The 17,587-nt window shown below is 66.9% G+C and carries 25 protein-coding genes; 10 read left to right on the top strand and 15 right to left on the bottom strand.

Annotated elements, in window-relative coordinates; genetic code table 11:
* Positions 1 to 38 precede the first annotated feature (38 nt).
* Positions 39 to 758, top strand: a complete 720-nt coding sequence (locus tag V9K99_RS36605; protein ID WP_337011026.1) for a neutral zinc metallopeptidase — start codon at positions 39 to 41, stop codon at positions 756 to 758.
* A gap of 9 nt (positions 759 to 767) precedes the next feature.
* Here the strand turns inward: V9K99_RS36605 and V9K99_RS36600 are convergent, their stop codons facing one another.
* Complete coding sequence (locus V9K99_RS36600) at positions 768 to 1,034, bottom strand: hypothetical protein (RefSeq protein ID WP_337011028.1); 267 nt, start codon at positions 1,032 to 1,034, stop codon at positions 768 to 770.
* A 579-nt stretch (positions 1,035 to 1,613) separates the two neighbouring features.
* On the opposite strand from V9K99_RS36600, the gene V9K99_RS36595 reads away from it, so the two are divergent.
* Together V9K99_RS36595 and V9K99_RS36590 are read left to right on the top strand one after the other, a co-directional pair.
* Positions 1,614 to 2,072: a DUF7144 family membrane protein gene (locus V9K99_RS36595; protein WP_337011030.1), complete on the top strand. Its 459-nt coding sequence runs from the start codon at positions 1,614 to 1,616 to the stop codon at positions 2,070 to 2,072.
* Positions 2,073 to 2,093: 21 nt separating this feature from the next.
* A complete protein-coding gene (locus V9K99_RS36590) occupies positions 2,094 to 2,666 on the top strand; it encodes an HdeD family acid-resistance protein (protein ID WP_337011031.1) in 573 nt (190 codons plus the stop codon).
* A gap of 92 nt (positions 2,667 to 2,758) precedes the next feature.
* Here the strand turns inward: V9K99_RS36590 and V9K99_RS36585 are convergent, their stop codons facing one another.
* Positions 2,759 to 2,956 carry a hypothetical protein gene (locus V9K99_RS36585; RefSeq protein WP_337011033.1) on the bottom strand — a complete coding sequence of 66 codons (198 nt, stop codon included), beginning with the start codon at positions 2,954 to 2,956 and terminating at the stop codon, positions 2,759 to 2,761.
* On the opposite strand from V9K99_RS36585, the gene V9K99_RS42825 reads away from it, so the two are divergent.
* Complete coding sequence (locus V9K99_RS42825; protein ID WP_442914770.1) at positions 2,945 to 3,355, top strand: response regulator transcription factor; 411 nt, start codon at positions 2,945 to 2,947, stop codon at positions 3,353 to 3,355. The genes V9K99_RS36585 and V9K99_RS42825 overlap by 12 nt on opposite strands.
* On the opposite strand, the gene V9K99_RS36580 is transcribed toward V9K99_RS42825, so the two are convergent.
* Complete coding sequence (locus V9K99_RS36580; protein WP_337011035.1) at positions 3,261 to 3,749, bottom strand: DUF7144 family membrane protein; 489 nt, start codon at positions 3,747 to 3,749, stop codon at positions 3,261 to 3,263. The two genes, V9K99_RS42825 and V9K99_RS36580, sit on opposite strands and share 95 nt — an antisense overlap.
* Before the next feature lie 299 nt (positions 3,750 to 4,048).
* On the opposite strand from V9K99_RS36580, the gene V9K99_RS36575 reads away from it, so the two are divergent.
* Together V9K99_RS36575 and V9K99_RS36570 are read left to right on the top strand one after the other, a co-directional pair.
* A complete protein-coding gene (locus tag V9K99_RS36575) occupies positions 4,049 to 4,300 on the top strand; it encodes a hypothetical protein (protein ID WP_337011037.1) in 252 nt (83 codons plus the stop codon).
* On the top strand, positions 4,290 to 4,697 hold the full coding sequence (locus V9K99_RS36570; protein ID WP_337011039.1) for a hypothetical protein: 408 nt from the start codon (positions 4,290 to 4,292) through the stop codon (positions 4,695 to 4,697). The genes V9K99_RS36575 and V9K99_RS36570 overlap by 11 nt, the downstream gene beginning before the upstream one ends.
* A 284-nt stretch (positions 4,698 to 4,981) precedes the next feature.
* On the opposite strand, the gene V9K99_RS36565 is transcribed toward V9K99_RS36570, so the two are convergent.
* Positions 4,982 to 5,161: a hypothetical protein gene (locus tag V9K99_RS36565; RefSeq protein WP_337011041.1), complete on the bottom strand. Its 180-nt coding sequence runs from the start codon at positions 5,159 to 5,161 to the stop codon at positions 4,982 to 4,984.
* A 200-nt stretch (positions 5,162 to 5,361) separates the two neighbouring features.
* On the opposite strand from V9K99_RS36565, the gene V9K99_RS36560 reads away from it, so the two are divergent.
* Positions 5,362 to 5,742: an SHOCT domain-containing protein gene (locus tag V9K99_RS36560; RefSeq protein ID WP_337011043.1), complete on the top strand. Its 381-nt coding sequence runs from the start codon at positions 5,362 to 5,364 to the stop codon at positions 5,740 to 5,742.
* Between the two features lie 29 nt (positions 5,743 to 5,771).
* Positions 5,772 to 5,996, top strand: a complete 225-nt coding sequence (locus tag V9K99_RS36555) for a hypothetical protein (protein WP_337011045.1) — start codon at positions 5,772 to 5,774, stop codon at positions 5,994 to 5,996.
* On the opposite strand, the gene V9K99_RS36550 is transcribed toward V9K99_RS36555, so the two are convergent.
* Positions 5,959 to 7,446 (bottom strand): DUF2252 domain-containing protein, encoded by a 1,488-nt coding sequence (locus V9K99_RS36550; protein ID WP_337011047.1) that lies wholly within the window; start codon positions 7,444 to 7,446, stop codon positions 5,959 to 5,961. The genes V9K99_RS36555 and V9K99_RS36550 overlap by 38 nt on opposite strands.
* A 133-nt stretch (positions 7,447 to 7,579) precedes the next feature.
* Between V9K99_RS36550 and V9K99_RS36545 the strand changes: the two genes are divergently transcribed.
* Positions 7,580 to 8,128, top strand: coding sequence for a potassium channel family protein (locus V9K99_RS36545; protein ID WP_337011049.1), 549 nt, complete (start codon positions 7,580 to 7,582; stop codon positions 8,126 to 8,128).
* A gap of 10 nt (positions 8,129 to 8,138) precedes the next feature.
* On the opposite strand, the gene V9K99_RS36540 is transcribed toward V9K99_RS36545, so the two are convergent.
* The 5 genes from V9K99_RS36540 to V9K99_RS36520 form a co-directional block, all read right to left on the bottom strand.
* Complete coding sequence (locus V9K99_RS36540; RefSeq protein ID WP_337011051.1) at positions 8,139 to 9,728, bottom strand: MFS transporter; 1,590 nt, start codon at positions 9,726 to 9,728, stop codon at positions 8,139 to 8,141.
* A 77-nt stretch (positions 9,729 to 9,805) separates the two neighbouring features.
* On the bottom strand, positions 9,806 to 10,108 hold the full coding sequence (locus tag V9K99_RS36535; RefSeq protein ID WP_337011053.1) for an SHOCT domain-containing protein: 303 nt from the start codon (positions 10,106 to 10,108) through the stop codon (positions 9,806 to 9,808).
* 10 nt (positions 10,109 to 10,118) lie between these two features.
* Positions 10,119 to 10,565 carry a DUF6325 family protein gene (locus V9K99_RS36530; protein ID WP_337011055.1) on the bottom strand — a complete coding sequence of 149 codons (447 nt, stop codon included), beginning with the start codon at positions 10,563 to 10,565 and terminating at the stop codon, positions 10,119 to 10,121.
* A 99-nt stretch (positions 10,566 to 10,664) separates the two neighbouring features.
* Positions 10,665 to 10,916: a hypothetical protein gene (locus tag V9K99_RS36525; RefSeq protein ID WP_337011057.1), complete on the bottom strand. Its 252-nt coding sequence runs from the start codon at positions 10,914 to 10,916 to the stop codon at positions 10,665 to 10,667.
* On the bottom strand, positions 10,903 to 11,169 hold the full coding sequence (locus tag V9K99_RS36520) for a hypothetical protein (protein ID WP_337324286.1): 267 nt from the start codon (positions 11,167 to 11,169) through the stop codon (positions 10,903 to 10,905). The genes V9K99_RS36525 and V9K99_RS36520 overlap by 14 nt, the downstream gene beginning before the upstream one ends.
* Positions 11,170 to 11,547: 378 nt before the next feature.
* On the opposite strand from V9K99_RS36520, the gene V9K99_RS36515 reads away from it, so the two are divergent.
* Positions 11,548 to 14,016, top strand: a complete 2,469-nt coding sequence (locus V9K99_RS36515; RefSeq protein ID WP_337011061.1) for a helix-turn-helix transcriptional regulator — start codon at positions 11,548 to 11,550, stop codon at positions 14,014 to 14,016.
* 5 nt (positions 14,017 to 14,021) lie between these two features.
* Here V9K99_RS36515 and V9K99_RS36510 read toward each other — a convergent pair whose 3' ends face one another.
* The 5 genes from V9K99_RS36510 to V9K99_RS36490 form a co-directional block, all read right to left on the bottom strand.
* A complete protein-coding gene (locus tag V9K99_RS36510; RefSeq protein ID WP_337011062.1) occupies positions 14,022 to 14,519 on the bottom strand; it encodes a DUF7144 family membrane protein in 498 nt (165 codons plus the stop codon).
* 10 nt (positions 14,520 to 14,529) lie between these two features.
* A complete protein-coding gene (locus V9K99_RS36505) occupies positions 14,530 to 15,015 on the bottom strand; it encodes an RDD family protein (protein WP_337011064.1) in 486 nt (161 codons plus the stop codon).
* Entirely contained in the window at positions 15,012 to 15,578 is a 567-nt protein-coding gene (locus V9K99_RS36500) for a hypothetical protein (RefSeq protein ID WP_337011066.1), read from the bottom strand. The genes V9K99_RS36505 and V9K99_RS36500 overlap by 4 nt, the downstream gene beginning before the upstream one ends.
* A gap of 24 nt (positions 15,579 to 15,602) precedes the next feature.
* Positions 15,603 to 16,379: a YhjD/YihY/BrkB family envelope integrity protein gene (locus V9K99_RS36495; protein ID WP_442914768.1), complete on the bottom strand. Its 777-nt coding sequence runs from the start codon at positions 16,377 to 16,379 to the stop codon at positions 15,603 to 15,605.
* 98 nt (positions 16,380 to 16,477) lie between these two features.
* Positions 16,478 to 17,587 (bottom strand): hypothetical protein, encoded by a 1,110-nt coding sequence (locus V9K99_RS36490; protein WP_337011070.1) that lies wholly within the window; start codon positions 17,585 to 17,587, stop codon positions 16,478 to 16,480.

Here is a 17,587-nt window from a genome sequence, read left to right as displayed (position 1 = left end):
CCAGGCCACGTGCTCGCCTAGCTTCCGGATGGTAGATCATGGTCAAGCGAAATGCTGTCGGATGGCTGGCGATCGCGATCACCGCGGCCTCCCTCGCCGGCGCCTGCACCACGACGACCTCCGTCCCGCCAGGTGGGTCGATCACCGAGGCGCCTCGAACGGCGCAGCCGACGCCGACAGGTGCGACCCTCAGCGCGGCCGACCACGCGGCGATGAAGGTGGACGAGAACACCGCGGTGACCGCGGTGGACACGTTCTGGCGCCGTCACTTCACCGAACAGTTCGGACAGCCGTACCAGAGCCCTCGCGTTGCCGGGGCTTACATCGGCACCAACGGACCACCGTGCGGCGGCGAACCTGCCTCGGTGCCGTTCAACGCCGTGTACTGCCGGCCGGGCGACTTCGTGGCGTGGGACGACAACCTGATGGCGGCCGGCTACAGCCAGATCGGCGACGCGTGGGTCTACCTGATCATCGCGCACGAGTTGGGCCATGCCATCCAGGCGAGGCTGCGCAGCGACAGGGTCTCGGTCGCGGCCGAACTCCAGGCGGACTGTTTGGCCGGGGCCGCCTTGCAGGGAGCGGCTGACGATGGACTGATCGCTGCCGAGCCTGGGGACAGCGAGGAGATCGCCAGAACCCTGGCCGCGGTAGCCGACGACTATCCGTGGACCGACGAGAGCGATCACGGGAACGCGGAGCAGCGGACCTCGGCGTTCAACACCGGCGTTGAAGGTGGCGTCGCGGCGTGCATCTGAGTCCCTGACTCAGCCGGCTCGGCGCCACTCGTCACCGACGTACGGAAGCGGGTTGCCGGATGCGCGGGCGCCGGCGGCGAGCCAGGCAGCGAGTCCCTCCGGAGATCGCCGCTGCAACTCGTCGAGGTACTGCTGCCGCTGTTCGACGACTGCCAACCGTTCCGGGGCCGACTGCGCGGCCTCGAGCCGGAGGAAGCTCCGGCGCCATACCAAGCACAAGGCCGCGTCGTCGAGGCGACTGAGCTCCGGCATCGGCTCGGCCGCAGACCGGTTCACGTCAGGCCCGCTCCGCGGTGTGGGGACGCGATCGGAGGCCGGCCGCTGTTGCTGGGTGGGACGATCCCCCGGTGCGAACCATCGCGCCTGGATGCGCGATGTGAGTGTGGGGTTGGTGCCCGCAAAGATCAGCACGATCAAGACGCCGGCGAACCCTAACGCAGCAATCAGACCAATCGCGGCCGGTCCGACCAGCCCTGCGACAAGGGCGGCACGAGCGATCCTGGATGCAGCGCTCCGACCGTCGTCCCCTGACCAGGTGGACGTGCCGGCTGCGGCGGCCGACAGTGCGAAGAGGACGGAACTGGTGATTGCGCCTGGCACGCCCCATGTGGCGATCAGGCAGAGGAATCCAGTCCCGGTGGCCACGTAGACACAACAGGACCAGACGAGCCGGCCCTTGCCCCGGGGGGTGACGGGATCAGGCCGATCGCCGCCGGACGACCGCTTCGTATCGCTCACGTACCAGATGGTCGTACTGTCCCCACCGCAAGGCCTCATCCTCTCCGGATGAGGCAGGTGAGGCCGGCTGGGCGAAGTCTGGAGGCGGTGACCCATCCTCGAGGGGAGAGACCGGACATGTCGCACTCCGCGAAGCCGGACGAGGCGGCCAGCGTCGCCCCGCCGGCACAGCCGCAGGGCGTACAACCCACGCAGATGTCGGGCTGGGTCGGCTGGATCGCCTTCGCCGGCGTGATGATGGCCCTGCTGGGCACGTTCCACGCGATGCAGGGACTCGTCGCGCTGTTCAAGGACGACTACTTCCTGGTCGAGCAGTCCGAGCTCACCATCCAGGTGGACTACACCACCTGGGGCTGGATCCACATCGTCGGTGGCATCATCATCGCCGGTGCCGGTTTCGCGGTGTTCGCCGGGAAGATCTGGGCCCGCGCGATCGGCGTCATCGTGGCGATGGTGAGCGCGATCGTGAACATCGGCTTCCTCGCCGCCCACCCCATCTGGTCGGTCACCATGATCGCGATCGACATCCTGGTCATCTGGGCACTGACCGTCCACGGCCGCGAGATCACCGAGTAGCGAGCCCGGGAAGGTGACGACATGAACAGGGATGGCGGCTGGAAAGTCCTGGTAGCTCGCGGGGTCATCGGCGTCGTCTTCGGGATCCTGGCCGTCGTCTGGCCCGTCTCCACGGTCACCGCACTGATGGTGTTGTGGGGAATCTGGGCACTCGTAGAGGGCATCAGCTGCCTGGTGCAGGCGACCCGGCCGGAGACTACGGGAAACCGGCTGGGGTCGGTCGTGCTGGGTGTCGTCGGACTGGTCGCCGCATTCTTCGCGATCTTCAGCCCGCAGGTGACGGCGGAGACGCTGACCTGGATCGTCGGCATCTGGCTCATCATCCGCGGCCTGTTCGAAGTGGTAGGGGCCTTCGGCAACAGCATGCTGGCGCCACGCTGGCTGATCCTGCTCAGCGCGGCGTTGTCGATCCTGCTGGGTGTGTTCTTCGTCGCCAACCCGGGACGTGGCGCCGTCGGCATCGCGGTGCTGCTCGGGATCATCGCACTCGCCTGGGGCATCGTATTCGTAGTCGCGGGCCTGCTCATCCGCCGCGACCTCGCCACTCCAGCCCGCACCGAACCGGGCCACACTGCGCCCCCGACCCCAGGCTGATCGCGGATGGAGAACCTGCTGAAAGTCTTGCCGCTGCCGAAGTCGGCGAGAAGACCACGAATCCGCCGCGAGTGCCTGCGCCGCGAACTGTCCTACTCGAAGTGCAGGTCGACGGCTGGCTGGTGCAAGCCGCGGACTCGATCAGTCATGGCGACCCGGGCCGCGGCGGGCTCTGCCTCGAGCGAGCCCTCAGACCGGCTGCTCCGGAACACCTCCGCCGTCCTTTCTCGGAGGCGCCGTCGGCCGTGCGGAAGCTGCTCCAGCCCTGCGGCGAGCTGATGAGATGTCATCCGTGGCTCCAGGCGCCGAGCCCTGCACCTGGCCCGAACGGCACCACCGAAGGCTCCCGCGATCAATCGTTGGCATTAGTTGGCACCGACGCACTGACCAGCAAGGAATACGAGGTGCTGGAGTACCTCGCTGAACTACTGACCACCGAGGAGATCGCGAGCACCATGTATGTCTCGGTGAACACCGTCCGAAGCCACGTACGGAGCGTGCTCCGCAAGCCGAACGCGTCGCGACGGAACGAATCAGTACGCCGTGCTTGGGAGCTGGGGGGCTCTCCCCCGCACGCCCGGAATCCTAACGATCTCAGCGGTTGGACTCCCCGCGCTCGACCATGGTCCGCATCTCATGACCGTGGACCGTCAGCGCCCAGATCACCAGGATGTCCACAGCGATCATGATCGTGGACCAGATCGGGTACGCCGCGAGGAACCCGGCATTCACCAAGATACTGAGAACGGCGAGAATCACACCGACGACCCTGCCCCACATCGCGCCGTTGAGCAGGGCGATCCCAGCCGCGAGGACGACAGCGCTGAGGGTCAAGTGGATCCAGCCCCACACCGTGTAGTCGAGGTGAACGGTCAGGCCGGTTCGTCCGACCAGGTAGTACTCCTCCTCGACCAGGGCGAGGAGGCCCTGGAGGGCGTGGAAGAGGCCCAGGACGATCATCATCACGCCCGCGAAAAGGATCCAACCCACCCACGGACTGGTCCATGGCGTGGCCTGTACGTCGCCCGGCGTCGACGACCCGGGTGACAGATGCTTCGCCGTACGCGAGTGCGGTTCCGACATGATGCACTCCTCGCCGAGAACATATCACGGCCGGCCATCGGTCTTGGGCAGCCTGGGTCGCCAGTCGTAGATGACCGCCGACTGTCGCCCGCGAGAGCCGACGACGCGAAGCCCCCAAGACGTGACAGCCGTAGCTCCGACCAGTGATCGACCACGCGACGGCGAGGTAGACAATGAGGACCACCAGCCCCGCGGTCACGCTCAGCAGGATGACCCTTCCGTGAAATCGTCGATCCTGGCGGGCAGCGGGTCGGCGTGGAACCGCCTCGTCCCACCGGGTCCAAATCCCTTCGTAGGCTATGAAGAAGTACTCGAACGTGTTCGGGAACACCCCGACGATCGCCGGCAACGGGTACAGCGGGATCAACAGCGGCCGAGCGAAACGCGCCAGCACCACGCAAGAGAACACGAGCTCGACGCTCATCCGACGTCCTTTGATTCAGCGGCCGGAATGCCGGCCCACGAACTACGCCTCCGCCGCACGCGACATCATCCGTAGCGGGGGAACGCGCGTCGTGCGGATCGTGATACAGCTGGCGAATGGGGAGTGATCAGACTGACCTGTCGCAGGTCGCTGCAGCGAGCCGCGGCGCGCGCCGTGTGATCGAGCGTGGCGTTCTGCCGCTCGCGAGCTCGGTCGACGGGATTCGCTTCGAGTTCCAGGCCGCCCTGGACGACCTCGCGCTGCAGGTGGGCGGTTATGTGGTCCTCGAGACCGGCGCAACCGGGCGGCTCGGACAGATTCTCACGCTCCGGATCGCCGACGCCAAGGCCTTCATCATGGGACGCAACATGTTCGGCCCGGTGCGCGGTGAGTCGGATCGGGATCGGAACGGCTGGTGGGGTGACGATCCGCCGTACCACCGACCACCGACCACACGGATCTTGATTGCCCGTTGGCGGGGAGGGAACTCGGCAGATGCGGACTACATCAAGGCTCTGAAGTAGACCGCGGGCGAGTATCCAGCGCCGGATCTTCTCTCGTCTTCCGACTGACTGGAACCGCCAGTGCAGCCGGAAAGGCGGCGATTGCTGTGCGCGACGATGAGCATCCAGATGGACGGCCGGACGTCACCCCCAGGGCCTTGCCGAAGGAGGTCCAGGTCTTCATCGGTGGCCATTGGCTGAGCGTGACCGCTCACGCCACTCGCTATAGCCGCCGGGGACATCAGGTGCTCATCGACCACTACGGGAGGCTCGTCTGGGTCAGCGCATCCCGGCTCCGCCCGTGGTCAGGCCGTGGCCTCACCGGCCGGCGCCGGCCAGGCGTGTACGCGGCGCAGCAGGAAGCCCGTCACGACGAAGACCACACCCCAGCACAGCGTGATGAGACCGAGCCAGACCGCGATGCCAACTGCACCGCAGTTGGCGACGAAGAACACGCCCAGCAGGATCGACAACGCGGCACTCACGAGCAGTAGCCAACGTGGTGTGGGCCGACGACTACCCGGGCGTCCGCACAGGAAAGTCCGCACAGCAAAGGTTGTGCGATCAGCCTCATGATTCTCCGGATCAGGGCTCCGAAGATCATCCCGCGGAGATGAAGACGGTCCAAGCGTGAGACGCCAGGCTTGATCAGACGCGTTTTCGCGCTCGGAGAAAGGACGCTGCAATGAGTTTTTGGGACGTCGTGTGGTTCATCATCATCAGTTTCGCCTTCGTGGCGTACCTGATGATGTTGTTCTCGATCTTGACGGATCTCTTCCGCGACCGGGACCTCTCCGGCTTCGCCAAGGCGATCTGGCTCGTCGGCCTGCTCTTCCTGCCGTTCCTCTCGGCGCTGATCTACGTCATCGTGCGCGGTCGGGGTATGGCAGACCGGACGATGGCCAGCCACGTTGCTGCCCAGGAGCAGCAGGAGGCCTACATCAAGCAGGTCGCGAGCTCGGCCAGTCCTACCGACCAGATCGCCCAGGCCAGCGCAATGCTCGAGAAGGGCACCATCTCGCAGTCGGAGTTCGACGCCCTCAAGGCGAAGGCGCTGGCGGTCTGATCGGTCACCGCAGCGGAGGAGGCCCCGCGATGAGCGAGCCTGCCGAGGTACGGCGACTGGTCGAGCGGGTGGCTCAACTCGAGCGTGAACGGGCCGCCGGCCGGTCGACCACCGGCGGCCTCGGATCCGCCGCGCACCAGGCGTCGCCGGACGAGTTGGCGATCCTGTCGTCTGATGGTCCAGACGGTGGCCTGATGGCGTCGCGCGTGCAATTGGCTACAGCCCGCTCTCAGCCTCCAGGCGGCCGCTCTTGATGGCATCCAGGAACACCTGGTAATCGCGTTCGTTCTGGTCGGCGTACGCCTCGGCGTACTCGACCATCGCTTCGGGGAACGCGTCATCGCTGTTGAGGTACGCCGTCAGGGCGATCCGGTCGCCGGATATGGCATGCGCCCTGGCCAGCGTCCAGCCGCACAGCCGGCCGTGCATCGTCATGCCGCGCGGGTCCATCTTCTCCACCGCAGCGCCCCTCAGGTCCCGCAACTGCCGGACGTAGAAGTCGCGGGTCTGTCCGTCGATGCCTTCGACCCGCTGCCAGCCGAGGAAGATGTCACTGGCTGCCTGCATCAGACGTTGACCCACCACTACGCGCTCCCCCGCGTTGCGGTGTGCGGACCGCCGCCTGAGCACGGTGGGCACCTTCGACTTGAGCACCGAAGGCCCGGCCTCCTTGACCTGCAGGAAGAGCGGATCACCGTCGTCTCTTCCGCGCAGAAGCACGATCCAGCACCGTGTGCCGACACTGCTCACCCCGACCACCTTCCAGGCCATGTCGACAAACTCGAACTGGTCGAGCAGCGTCCGCCGCTCGGTCGGCAGGGTCCGGCGGTAGAGGTTCAGCAGCCCCCTGATCGCGGTCTCGAGCTCTTCCCGGCCGGTGTCGGGCCGAAGATCAGCGATCGGCACGATCAACGGCGGATCGGCCTTGATCCGGACCCCGTCGTCGGTGATCTCGGCGAGCTTGGTGAAGGCCTTGAGGCTTCCGCTGCCGCGCGCCTTCAGCAAGTTCTGGTCAATCGTCTTGCGTCGGCTCGAGCTCAGCTTGTTTCGCAGCGTTTGCTCGACCTCATCGACGTCGGCGCGGGCGTACCAGACGTCGAGAGTTCGCATGGCCCCGAAGTCGGCACTGGCATCGCGATAGCGCCGTACCGTCTCCAGCACACACGTGCGCCGCTCTTTCCGCGAGAACCCGTTCCCCCGGCCGGCGACCGTCAGGCTCGCGGCGAGTCGTTTGACGTCCCACTCCCACGGGCCAGCGATGGTCTCGTCGAAGTCGTTGATGTCGAAGAGCAGCCGCCGTTCGGGAGATGCGAAGACTCCGAAGTTCGACAGGTGGGCGTCCCCGCACAGCTGCACCCCGAGGCCGGACACGGGAGCCGCGCCGAGGTCGGTGGCCATCCCGAGGGCGTTGCCCCGGAAGAAGGTGAAGGGCGACATCATCATTCTGCCGTGCCGGACTGGCACGAGTTCCGGAACGCCGGCCCGCGCCTGCTCCTCGAGCAGCGCGACAGGATCCGGACGATCCGAGGGCAGTACCAGCTCCGCCTGCGCTCGCGGCGGGAGGGCTGCCCGCGCTGCGAGTCCCAGGCGGGCGCGTTCGGCCGGAGCGAGATGAGGGACAGCGCGCGCCGACTGTCCGTTGGCCCGAGACGACTTCGTGGCTCCCGTGGTCCGTGCCGTAGGCATCGTGTTCGGTGCGCTCATGCCGCCCGTCCCCCTCCCGTCATGGTCGAGTCGCGCCCTTGAGACTCTGATCTGTGGAGGGTGCCAGCAAACACCGGGGGTCGGCTGGCCAGCATCACCCTCGCCGGATGAACCGGCCGCGCGGTGTCCAGGCTTGACTGGATCTGTGAAAGGCGCCGAGATCGACTACCAGCAGCTCCCCCCGCGGACGCGGCGCCGCCTCGCCACGATGTCACTGGTGCGTTCCCTGGTGGTGTCCGTGGTCATCGTCGCCGGCTATTTCCTCCTGCCCATGCGCCTCGACGGGTCGTTGGCCGTAGTAGCCCTGGTCGGCGGGCTTGTCGTCGTGGGGCTCGTGCTGGGATGGCAGATCCTCGATATTTCCCGCTCCCCCTACCCCCGGATCAGGGCGATCGGCGCGCTGGCGACGTCCGTGCCCTTGTTCCTCGCGGTTTTCGCCACGGCGTACTTCCTGATGAGCCGTGCCCAGCCGGCGACCTTCTCCGAGCCGTTGAGTCGGCTCGATGCGGCGTACTTCACCGTGACCGTCTTCGCGACCGTCGGCTTCGGTGACATCGTGGCCGTGTCAGGAGCGGCCCGCGCGATCGCGACGGTGCAGATGGTCGGTGACCTCATCATCGTCGGTCTGGTCGCTCGCACACTCTTCGGTGCGGTCCAGCACAATCTCAGTCATCGGCAGTGATATGGCGGATCTAGTCCGGCACGTCGACGTCAACCGAAGGTGGAGGATCCTTCAGGCGCGCCATCCGGAAGGAATTCACCAGCCCGGCGAGACCGGCGAGAATCGGAATGCCCAGCGCCACCTGCAGGGCGATCGGCCTCGAGTCCGTGTTGATCCGGATGATCTCCTCCCGAACCTCCGGCGACTGCTTGGCGAGCAGCTTCTCGAGCTCGGTGTTGGTCATCACCTCCGCGTCGTGTTCCAGCGCGTCGGCGACCTGCTCCTGCTGGGCAGGTTGCAGGACGGTGCTCGACTCCGCCTGGTTGGTGAAGGTGAAGGACAGCGTCGCGAGCATGATGGCACCGGCGAACGCGAGCCCGAAGGACAGTCCGAACGAGCCCGCCGCCGAGTTGACGCCGGCTGCCTCGCTGACCCGTTCCTGAGAGATCGGCGACAGCGTGTAGTTGTTGAGCTGGGACACGAGCAGACCCAGCCCCACTCCAGCGAGCACCAGCGGCCCGACGAGGATCCAGCCGGAGTCGGCCCGGGGCACGATCGGGATCAGCACCACCAGACCCACGGTCAAGAGCACGAATCCCCACCGGATGATGCCGCTCGGGCGTCGCCCGCCCGCCTTCTTCTCCGCGAGGATCGCCATACCGAACATGCTGAGCGAGAGCGGCGCGAGGGTGAGGCCGGCCTCCATCGCGTTGTACTCGAGAACCATCTGGAGATAGATCGGCAGCGCGATCATCGTGCCACCGAGCGCGATCTGCTGGAGCATCTGCTGAGAGATACCCAACTTGAAGACGGCGGAGCTGAAAAGGGCCGGGTCGATGAGCGTCGGCTTGCCCTGGCGCTTGCGCCGCACCAGCCAATAGCCGAACGCCACGAGCCCGACGACACCGATGGCCAGGAGCAGGCCGACGAATTCGCCGCCTTCCTGCCACACCAGGATGCCCAGCACGATGCCGCCCATGCCCACGACCGAGAGGACGGCACCGATCATGTCCACCCGCCGGGATCCGGTGTAGGGCGCGTCATGGATGAGGCCGCGGCCGATGAGCACGACCGCGATCACGGCAGCCTCGAGCAGAAACGCTACCCTCCAGGACAGGTAGGTGGTGATGAAGCCTCCGAGCAGCGGTCCGACCGCGGCAGCGAGCGCAGCGGCAGCCCCGACCATGGCGTAGGCCTTCACCTGAGCCGATCCTTCGAAGTTGCCATGGATCAGTGACTGCATGGCGGGCAGGAGCAGCGAAGCCCCGATACCACCCACCAGGGACCAGAAGACGATGATCGCCGTCAGGCTCTGAGCCAGCGCCATCGCCAAGGCGCCGACCGCGTAACCGCACAATCCCAGCAGGTACGCACGCTTGCGGCCGATGAGGTCACCGACCTTGCTTCCGATCAGGATGAATGCCGCGGAGACCAGCGCCTCGAGCGCGATCGCGGACTGGACGCCGCTCACCGTCGTGTCCAGATCCTCGACCACGGCAGCGATCGAGACGTTCATCAACGAGGTGTCCACGACCAGCACGAACATCGCCATCGCCAGGAGGATGGCGAGCCGCGGGCTGGCCTTCGTTCCGGCCGGAACCCCACTCGCTTCCTCGGTCATGGCAGCCGTTCCTGTCTGTCGGCCACTGATCAGGAGATGGGTGGCGTACTTCCCGGAGTGTCCCGTGCGGCAGCGATTCAGCCGGCGAGAATCTTGGCCTTCTGCGCCTCGAACTCCGCCTCGGTGAGAACACCCGACTGCTTCAGCTCGCCCAGGCTCTTGAGCTGCTCCAAGCGGTCGGAAGTGTCCGGCCGTGGCGGTGCGGCAGGTTCCGGCGGTGGCGCGGTCTGCTCCGCGTACGCCTCGTCACGTTTCGCTGCCGTTTCAGCGTCGCGCTGAGCGAACTTGGCGTCTTGACGCCGTTGGATCCGGCCGTGGACCGCCGATGCGGTGCCCGCAACAGCAGCGGTCCTCGCTAGTCCCCGCAACAGTCCTGGCATATCAGGCTCCTCAACTCGTCGCTTCCAGAGATTCCAGGGCATTGAGTACTTCCATCACGTCCTGGGCCGGAATGCGCCCGCCGGCGATCCACTGGCCGCCGGACTCCAGGGCCGCTGCGACGAACGGAATCGCCCAGGTGTTCTCGTAGACGATCAGCGCCGCCATGGTGCCCGGCTGCATCGCGCCGCCGACCTCGCGGAGGTCGTCTTCGGCCAGGATTCCCGTCCGGGCACCATCGAGTTCCGCGAAACCGCCGGCCTGACCTGACGACGCGGCCAGATCAACCAGGTAGACGGAGCCGTTGGCGTCCTTGCCGACCACCATCACGTCGTACACGTGGACGATGCCGCGATCGACGAGCCTCACGAGTTCCTCGGCCGCTCGACCGGTCAGCCTGTTGCCGGTGAACTCGAGGAGTACGTAGTCGATGGGTCCATGAACGTCTGCAGCTGGCATGACTCTTCATCCTCCACAAGGATCTTGGCGACCCTTCGTCCCTGTTCGTCTCCACACTGCCGTCGCCTGGTGGCGGCGTCATCACCCGCGCGGGATGACTCAGACCGACAGGCCGGCGGAGACCGCGACTTCCCACGGCGTGACCTGCCGGATACTCAGGATCACCAGGTCCGCGGCCTGGAGCATCGCGGCAAGGTCTGCGATGCCCTGGTCGCCAACGACCCGCAACCGAAAGGCTCCGGACGTCTTGTGATGAGCCAGCGGACCGGCGCAGAAGGCGAGAAGGGGTGGCCTCAGCTCGCCCTGAACGACGACCTGGTACGACGGGTCGCCCCGCTCATGTGGATTCATCGTCTCCCCTGCCCGAATCATTCTCGATCGACTCTGCCGATGCGGAGGTAGGGTCCAGGATCCGGCGAACCTCGACGACCTCGATGCCGAGGGCACGCAGTCTGGCCAGCAGACCGTAGAGCGCCGACTGGTCCGGGATGCTGTAGACGACGGTGTTCACCTGGTCGACAGCCAGGGTCACCGCGCCCATGTCTCGGAGGTCTTGTTCGGGTACGGCGCCCGCCACGCGGATCTCGTACGTCGCGTCGACCATCGAATCCACTCCCGTTCCCCAACGTGTGCGTTCGACGCTCGCAAAGGTCGGGAGCCCGGGCGTCATCCCTGCGGGGTGAACTCCCGGGGGCCGGTGCACAAGTGGAGGTCGCGCCATGTCGAGAGTTCGGCATTCGGACGGAAAACGCTGGTTTTAAAGGCAATTCCGTGATTTCTTCGAAGAGTGCGACTCGCCACGCACCGCCCCACCAGCGTTCAGTGATGCCGCACATCGCTAGGAGGGGACATGCCGAGCGATCAGCGCACAGGGGCGAATAACGGACTACACGCTTCACCATTCGAAGGCCGGCTCAGATCCACGGCGAGGACCTCGGGGATCCCACCGGGCACAGTGCCGCGGCCGCGGCTTGCCGACCGAATGAGCCTCGGCGTTCACCGGCCGCTCACACTGGTCAGTGCGCCTGCGGGCTTCGGCAAGACGATGCTGCTGGAGTCATGGGCAGCGCTCTACCCGGGACCGGCCGTGCTCAGGCGAATCGTAGTGGATGCCAGCGACGAACAACCCGCGGGCGTGCTCGAGTCCCTGCGCGACGGCGCGCACCGCCGCGATCACGATCTGGTGGTGCTCCTGGTGGACTGCGGCGACCTCACGATGACGCCGGAGTTCGGTCAGCGCCTCCATCGCCTCATCCGCGGCAACGCCGGACGCGTCCGGGTCGTCCTGGCGACGCGGTCCGACCCGCCGCTCCCCCTGCACCTGTATCGGCTGGCGGACACCGTTGTCGAGATTCGGGCCGCTGAGCTGGCCTTCACGATGGACGAGGCCGCAGCGTTGATGCGCCAGCACAAGCTCGAGCTGACCGCATCGGAAGTTGCCGAGCTCGTGGCCCGGACCGGCGGCTGGCCGGCCGGCCTGATGTTCGCGGCCATGAACCTGGCCGGCCAGAGCGATCCGGAGCGGGTCATCCGTGAGTTCCGCGGAGACGCCGGCAACGTAGCGGCGTACCTGATGACCGAGGTACTTGACGCGCAGCCCCCGGAGCTCCGCGAGTTCCTGCTCCGGACCTGTGTCGTCGACGAGGTCCGGCCAGGGCTGGCCGAGGCACTGACCGGGCGCGCTTGCGACCTTCGGTCGTTGCAGTTCATCTCCCATGGGAACGCGTTCATCCTGCCTGTTCCGGGGACAGCGGACTGCTACACCTACCAGCCTCTTTTCCGCGAGTTCCTTCGCGCCCAACTGTTGTCCGAGAGGCCTGACGCCGCCCCTGAACTGCACCGCGCTGCCGCGGCCTGGTTTGCCCAGAACGACCAGCCGTTGGAGGCGATCCACCACGCCATCACGGCCGGCGACTGGTCGCACGCGGCCCAGTACCTGGTGCGGCATCTCGGTTTCGCCGGTCTCCTCGTCGGGCGCCGGCGTCGGCAGCTGACTAGGTTGTTCGCCGGCCTTCCCGACGATCTGAACGGTTCCGATGCCGCGATCGTCAGAGCCGCCCAGGCGCTGGCCGCGTTCGATGTCGGCCGCTGTACGTCGGAACTGGGCAAGGCCAGGGCGTGGCTCGACCACCAGGTAACCGCTCGAGGCCAGGCGATCGAGCTGGCCATCAGCCTGCTGCACGCGGTCTGCGCGAGCCTCAGGGAGGATACCGAGGCCGGACTGGGCGCCGTCCTATCCGCGGATGCTCAGCTGAGAGCGGCATCGCCCGATATTGCCACCGCGCATCCGGAACTGAGGCTGCTGGTCGCCGGCTGCAAGGGCCGCGTGCTTCTCCAGCGCGGAGACTTCGCGTCGGCCTTGGCAGCCTTCACCGAAGGTATCGCCATCGCGGAAGAGGCCGATGCTCACGAGGCTCTGGCCGACTTCCTCGGTATGGCCGCGCTGGTGGAAGCGGTCTGGGGACATCTACGACGCGCCGGGGAGGTCATCGCGCAGGCGGCCGCACTCGCGGAGTCGGGGGGGCACCTGTCTCAATCCGCGATCGTGGCCGAGGCCTGGGTAGATACCGAACAGGGCGATCTGCCCAGCGCCGAACATCTGGTGCAGCGTGCCGCGAAGGCCGCTCCCACCCACGACGCGCGAGTTCTCACTGCCGCACTCGCTCTGGTTCGGGCCAGGCTGCTACGGGCGGGCGGCGACATCGCTCTCGCTGCTGCCGAATTGCGGGCCGCGAGCAGCAGCTACGGCAAGCAAGGCTGGCTCGGCCAGGCCCTGATCGTCGACGAGGCGAAGCTGCTCGTCGCACAACACCAGCCGCAGGAGGCCATCACAGTGATCGAGCAGTCCCAGGGTCGCGACCAGGCCGGGTCGCTCCTGGTGCTGCAGCGAGCAGCTGCCGAGTCCGGCGAACGCTTGCCCGCCCAGCCACCCCTGGCCACACGTCGCATGGTCCCCCTCGAAACCCAGGTGGACGGCTGGCTGGTCCAGGCCGCGGCGTCGATCAGAAGCGGGGACACCGGACGCAGTGGGATCTGTCTGGAACGCGCACTCAGACTTGCTGCTCCCGAGCATCTCCGCCGTCCGTTCGCGGAGGCGCCGCCGTCAGTGCGTACGCTGCTCGAGCCGACCAGTGATCTGGTGAGACGGCACCCATGGCTCCGCGCGCCGGATCTTCCTCGAGGTCGCGACCGCACTGCGGCCGATCGCTGGGCTGCGCCTCGGCCTGAGTTGGTCGTCACCGCCTCGTTGACCAGCAAGGAGCACGAGGTGCTCGAGTACCTCGCCGAGCTGCTGACCACCGAAGAGATCGCCAGCACCATGTACGTCTCCGTCAACACGGTTCGCAGCCATGTGCGGAGCATTCTGCGCAAGCTGAGCGCGTCGCGCCGGAACGAGGCTGTCCGGCGGGCGTGGGAGTTGGGGCTGTTGCCCTCTCGCCCGGAACCCTAGCCGCCTCAGTACGGCATTGCTCCGGCGCTGTCGCTGGTCCGCACGTCACGACCGTGGAAGGTCAGTGCCCAGATCACCAGGATGGCGAAGGCGATCATGATGGTGCACCAGATCGGATAGGCCGCGAGGAACCCGGCGTTCACCAGAACACTGACGACGGCGAGAATCACACCGACGATCCGGGCCCACAGCTGACCGAGGAGCAGACAGAACCCGGCCGCGCAGACCACCGCGCCGACGGCCAACTGCACCCAGCCCCACACCATGTAGTCGACCTGGATCGCCAGCCTGTTCTTGTCGACCAGGTAGTACCCCTCGCTGAGTAAGGCAATGAACCCCTGGAAGGCGTGGAAGAAACCGAGAATGATCATCACCACGGCGGCGAAGATGATCGGGCCGACCCAGCCTCGCCGCTCCAGCCCCGGCAGGCGTACGCCGGACTCCGTCGATGGCTGCGGTGCCTGATGCCTCGGAGTCGCGTCCGGCCGCTCTGTGTCCGCCATGGTCAACTCCTCATCGTGGTTGTCCGGGTCGCCAGTCGTAGATGACCGACGTACGCAGGACGAGGTCTTGCAGAGAACTGTGCTGACGACCACCGGCACACAACAGCAGTCCGAGCGGGAACAAGACACAGAAGACGGCCCGCAGCAACGCGACGAGCAGCCGTACCCGTCCCCCGCGACGGCCGACCACCCGCAGTCCCATGACGTGACAGCCGTAAGTCCGTCCGGTGGTCGACCACGCGACGCAGAGGTAGCCGACGAGCACCAGTAGCAACGTCGCCACACTCGGCAGCGGCGATGCCTCACTGAACTGGAAATCCCGTGGATTGACGAGGAACCTCAGCCCGTTGACGGCCACATAGCCGGCCAGCACCGCTGCCACCACGACGACGCCGTCGATGACACCGGCGAGCGATCGGGTGACCAGGCCCGCTCGTCGTCCCTGGTACGGCTGGGCCTCCCGCGGGACGATCGACACGTACTCGTCCGTTCTCATGGTTGCGCGGGCATCATCCCGGGATCTGTCCGGCCCCGCCGCAGCCTAAGCCGAGCCACCACCCGGCCCACGGCCTCATCGCCGGAGATGCCCTGCATGCGTACGCCGCGGACGGTGTCGGAGGCAACCGATCCGGTGGACTGCCGGATGATCTCGGAGAGATCGACCTCCGCGATGACCCCCTCGGCCATTCCGGCCATGTCGATCCGCTTCAGCACCTCTGCTGCCACCGCAGGAACCATCCGGTCCAGCACGACCGACAGTTGATGCTCCAGCTCCGCACGTCCTCGGCCACCACGCCGGGCCAGACCTGCCAGCCAGGTGGCTGCTTGGTACCGCTCCGCCAGCATCGGGGGCCGCAGGATCACGACGGCGACCGGGCTGAGGGCTCCCCCGACCCGGTGCCCGACCGGGCTGAGAGCTCCCCCGACCCGGCGCCCGACCGACTGCGCGGCGGCCGCTGCCAGCACGGAGGCCCCGACTGCCGCGTCGAGCACGAGGATCGCGTCCCGGCTCGGCGGCGGCGCGTCAGGCGGGTTTTCGGACTGCTCTGAAGTACCCACGCGACCATGCTCCGTCCGGCTGCCCTAGGCCGCCTCATCCTTGCTGGGGGAAATCGTCTGACCGGGGCCGGCATCAGTTCCGAGCCACGAACGCACCTGGCGGGCGAGCCTGCCCTGGCTGCGGTCGAATTCCGCGCCGATCACGGTCGCGATGACCAGGATCAGCGAAATGCACAGCAGCCAGGTGACCAGGGCCAGGGTGACGCCGAAGAGGCCGTACCGCTCGCTGTTGGTCCCCATCATCCGCGGCATGTAAATAGTGGAGGCGCTGCTGTACGCAGCGCCGCAGAGGCTCGCTATCACTGCAGAGGGCACCAGCCGTCGCCAGTGGACCCGGCCGTCGAGCAGCAGCCACGGAACGCAGATCCACACCACCACCCCGGTCAGGATCGAGGCCGTGACACTGAGCAGCCAGTCCATCGGCATCGGCCGCACCGCTGAGCGCGCCAGGTACAGCAGGGCGATCTGCAGCAGCAAGGCACCCAGGCCGACAAACGTCGTGAGCCTGCCACGAACGCCCCCAACAGCACCGAGCTGCCAGGCGTCCTGGTAGAGCCGCTGCACCCGGCGGGCGAGCGACATCGCCGAGAAGACCAGGATCACCACGCTCAGTACGCCGATGCTCGATCCGCCCACCGGCTGCGCGAACACCTCCCTGACCGCCTCGGCGGCGTTGCCGCTCAGCTCGAACCTCCGGACGAGTCCCTGCGCGACGACGTCACGGCGGTTCGCCGGAGCGAGCGTCGAGACCATGAGAAGCAGGGGTATGAGCGCCGTCAGCGCCTGCGAGGCGATCACCATCGCCCGGTCCACACCGCGCAAGGCCAGGAAGGAGCTGGCACACCGGCCCGGGAACGTGTGCTCCAGCCGCTGGGCGATCGTGTTGAACATCTGACGCGTCAGTGTTCCGCTCCTGTCTGACCGGACGCGGCGGCGTCGCGTTTCGCTGCGGCCGCGCGATACTCACTGACCGGGTGGTACCGGTCGTAGAGCATCGTCAGAATGCTCAGCAGGAAGACGAAGAACAACGTGTCGGTCAGCTGCAGATCGTTGCCCCGCCGCGACAGCAGCAGATCGGCGAGGAACACCAGTCCGACGTTGCTCGCGAAGACGACCGCGAACGAGACCGCGGCCGAGTCCCACCCGTAGCCGCGCCTGGCCGACCAGAGGCCGATCGCGGAGTTGAGCATCACGAAGACGGCGATGCCGAGGAAGAGTTGGAGGTCGTTCGCCTCGACGCCCGGCAGCACTTGTCCGTAGATCACGCTGATCAGCCCGATCAGGAAGATCTTCTCCACCGTCGCCAGGTCGAAGACCTTGCGGTGCGCAACCCGGTACGCGGCCCGCTCGTGCGCTTCGTCGATCTCAACCGGCAGCAGGTCGGAACGGAACCGCAACGGCCAGTCGGCCGGCCGGAGCCGGGGACGGACGACGAACCACACGACCGCCAGCAGCGCGAGACCGGCGATCACCAGGGCCGGGAGGAACCACGGGACGTCCCGGATCGTGTCGGTCAGGTCCAGCTGGGCGATGTGGATCCAGTACTCCTGCGGCAGCTTGACGAAGATCCAGATCGCGCCGGCCACCAGCACCCAGAACTTGAGCGCGTAGCGGAGCGGATTCCGCCGGCTGCGAACCGCCTCGTAGGCGATGAAGTAGTACTCGAAGGTGTTCGGGAACAACAGCAGTAGCCACCGGGCGCCGGTGAGTTCGAAAGCCACCACGCCGACCTGCCGGTAGAAGAACAGGAAGCGGCTGATCCGGACCGCCGGCTGGTTGGTCCAGTTGCGCAGGCTGGCCAGATACGCGATCGCCAGGTAGAACACGTCCATCGCCTTGTCATAGCTCTGGTAGTTCGGCGGGTCGAACCCGAACGTCTGGAAGATCGTCTGGTCGACGCCGTCGAGCAGCAGACAGCCGACGATCGCCGGCAACGGGAACAGCGGGATGAGCAACGGCAGCGCGAATCGCGCCAGGACCACGCACCAGAACACCACGTCGACGCTCAT

The sequence above is a fragment of the Kribbella sp. CCNWLW201 genome, from assembly GCF_037203805.1.
GTDB lineage: Bacteria > Actinomycetota > Actinomycetes > Propionibacteriales > Kribbellaceae > Kribbella.
Note: the sequence above shows the minus strand (reverse complement) of the source record. Positions and strands in the feature narration are given on the sequence as shown.

What these genes read in the sequence shown, in the direction of transcription:
- V9K99_RS36535 (WP_337011053.1), bottom strand. Translation starts at nt 10,108, where the DNA reads ATGCCAGGACTGTTGCGGGGACTAGCGAGGACCGCTGCTGTTGCGGGC.
- V9K99_RS36495 (WP_442914768.1), bottom strand. Translation starts at nt 16,379, where the DNA reads ATGGTGATCGCCTCGCAGGCGCTGACGGCGCTCATACCCCTGCTTCTC.
- V9K99_RS36585 (WP_337011033.1), bottom strand. Translation starts at nt 2,956, where the DNA reads ATGACATCTCATCAGCTCGCCGCAGGGCTGGAGCAGCTTCCGCACGGC.
- V9K99_RS36595 (WP_337011030.1), top strand. Translation starts at nt 1,614, where the DNA reads ATGTCGCACTCCGCGAAGCCGGACGAGGCGGCCAGCGTCGCCCCGCCG.
- V9K99_RS36540 (WP_337011051.1), bottom strand. Translation starts at nt 9,728, where the DNA reads ATGACCGAGGAAGCGAGTGGGGTTCCGGCCGGAACGAAGGCCAGCCCG.
- V9K99_RS36530 (WP_337011055.1), bottom strand. Translation starts at nt 10,565, where the DNA reads ATGCCAGCTGCAGACGTTCATGGACCCATCGACTACGTACTCCTCGAG.
- V9K99_RS36570 (WP_337011039.1), top strand. Translation starts at nt 4,290, where the DNA reads ATGGGGAGTGATCAGACTGACCTGTCGCAGGTCGCTGCAGCGAGCCGC.
- V9K99_RS36505 (WP_337011064.1), bottom strand. Translation starts at nt 15,015, where the DNA reads ATGAGAACGGACGAGTACGTGTCGATCGTCCCGCGGGAGGCCCAGCCG.
- V9K99_RS36560 (WP_337011043.1), top strand. Translation starts at nt 5,362, where the DNA reads ATGAGTTTTTGGGACGTCGTGTGGTTCATCATCATCAGTTTCGCCTTC.
- V9K99_RS36525 (WP_337011057.1), bottom strand. Translation starts at nt 10,916, where the DNA reads ATGAATCCACATGAGCGGGGCGACCCGTCGTACCAGGTCGTCGTTCAG.
- V9K99_RS36490 (WP_337011070.1), bottom strand. Translation starts at nt 17,587, where the DNA reads ATGAGCGTCGACGTGGTGTTCTGGTGCGTGGTCCTGGCGCGATTCGCG.
- V9K99_RS36515 (WP_337011061.1), top strand. Translation starts at nt 11,548, where the DNA reads ATGAGCCTCGGCGTTCACCGGCCGCTCACACTGGTCAGTGCGCCTGCG.
- V9K99_RS36550 (WP_337011047.1), bottom strand. Translation starts at nt 7,446, where the DNA reads ATGAGCGCACCGAACACGATGCCTACGGCACGGACCACGGGAGCCACG.
- V9K99_RS36555 (WP_337011045.1), top strand. Translation starts at nt 5,772, where the DNA reads ATGAGCGAGCCTGCCGAGGTACGGCGACTGGTCGAGCGGGTGGCTCAA.
- V9K99_RS36520 (WP_337324286.1), bottom strand. Translation starts at nt 11,169, where the DNA reads ATGGTCGACGCGACGTACGAGATCCGCGTGGCGGGCGCCGTACCCGAA.
- V9K99_RS36605 (WP_337011026.1), top strand. Translation starts at nt 39, where the DNA reads ATGGTCAAGCGAAATGCTGTCGGATGGCTGGCGATCGCGATCACCGCG.
- V9K99_RS36580 (WP_337011035.1), bottom strand. Translation starts at nt 3,749, where the DNA reads ATGTCGGAACCGCACTCGCGTACGGCGAAGCATCTGTCACCCGGGTCG.
- V9K99_RS42825 (WP_442914770.1), top strand. Translation starts at nt 2,945, where the DNA reads ATGAGATGTCATCCGTGGCTCCAGGCGCCGAGCCCTGCACCTGGCCCG.
- V9K99_RS36510 (WP_337011062.1), bottom strand. Translation starts at nt 14,519, where the DNA reads ATGGCGGACACAGAGCGGCCGGACGCGACTCCGAGGCATCAGGCACCG.
- V9K99_RS36575 (WP_337011037.1), top strand. Translation starts at nt 4,049, where the DNA reads ATGAAGAAGTACTCGAACGTGTTCGGGAACACCCCGACGATCGCCGGC.
- V9K99_RS36590 (WP_337011031.1), top strand. Translation starts at nt 2,094, where the DNA reads ATGAACAGGGATGGCGGCTGGAAAGTCCTGGTAGCTCGCGGGGTCATC.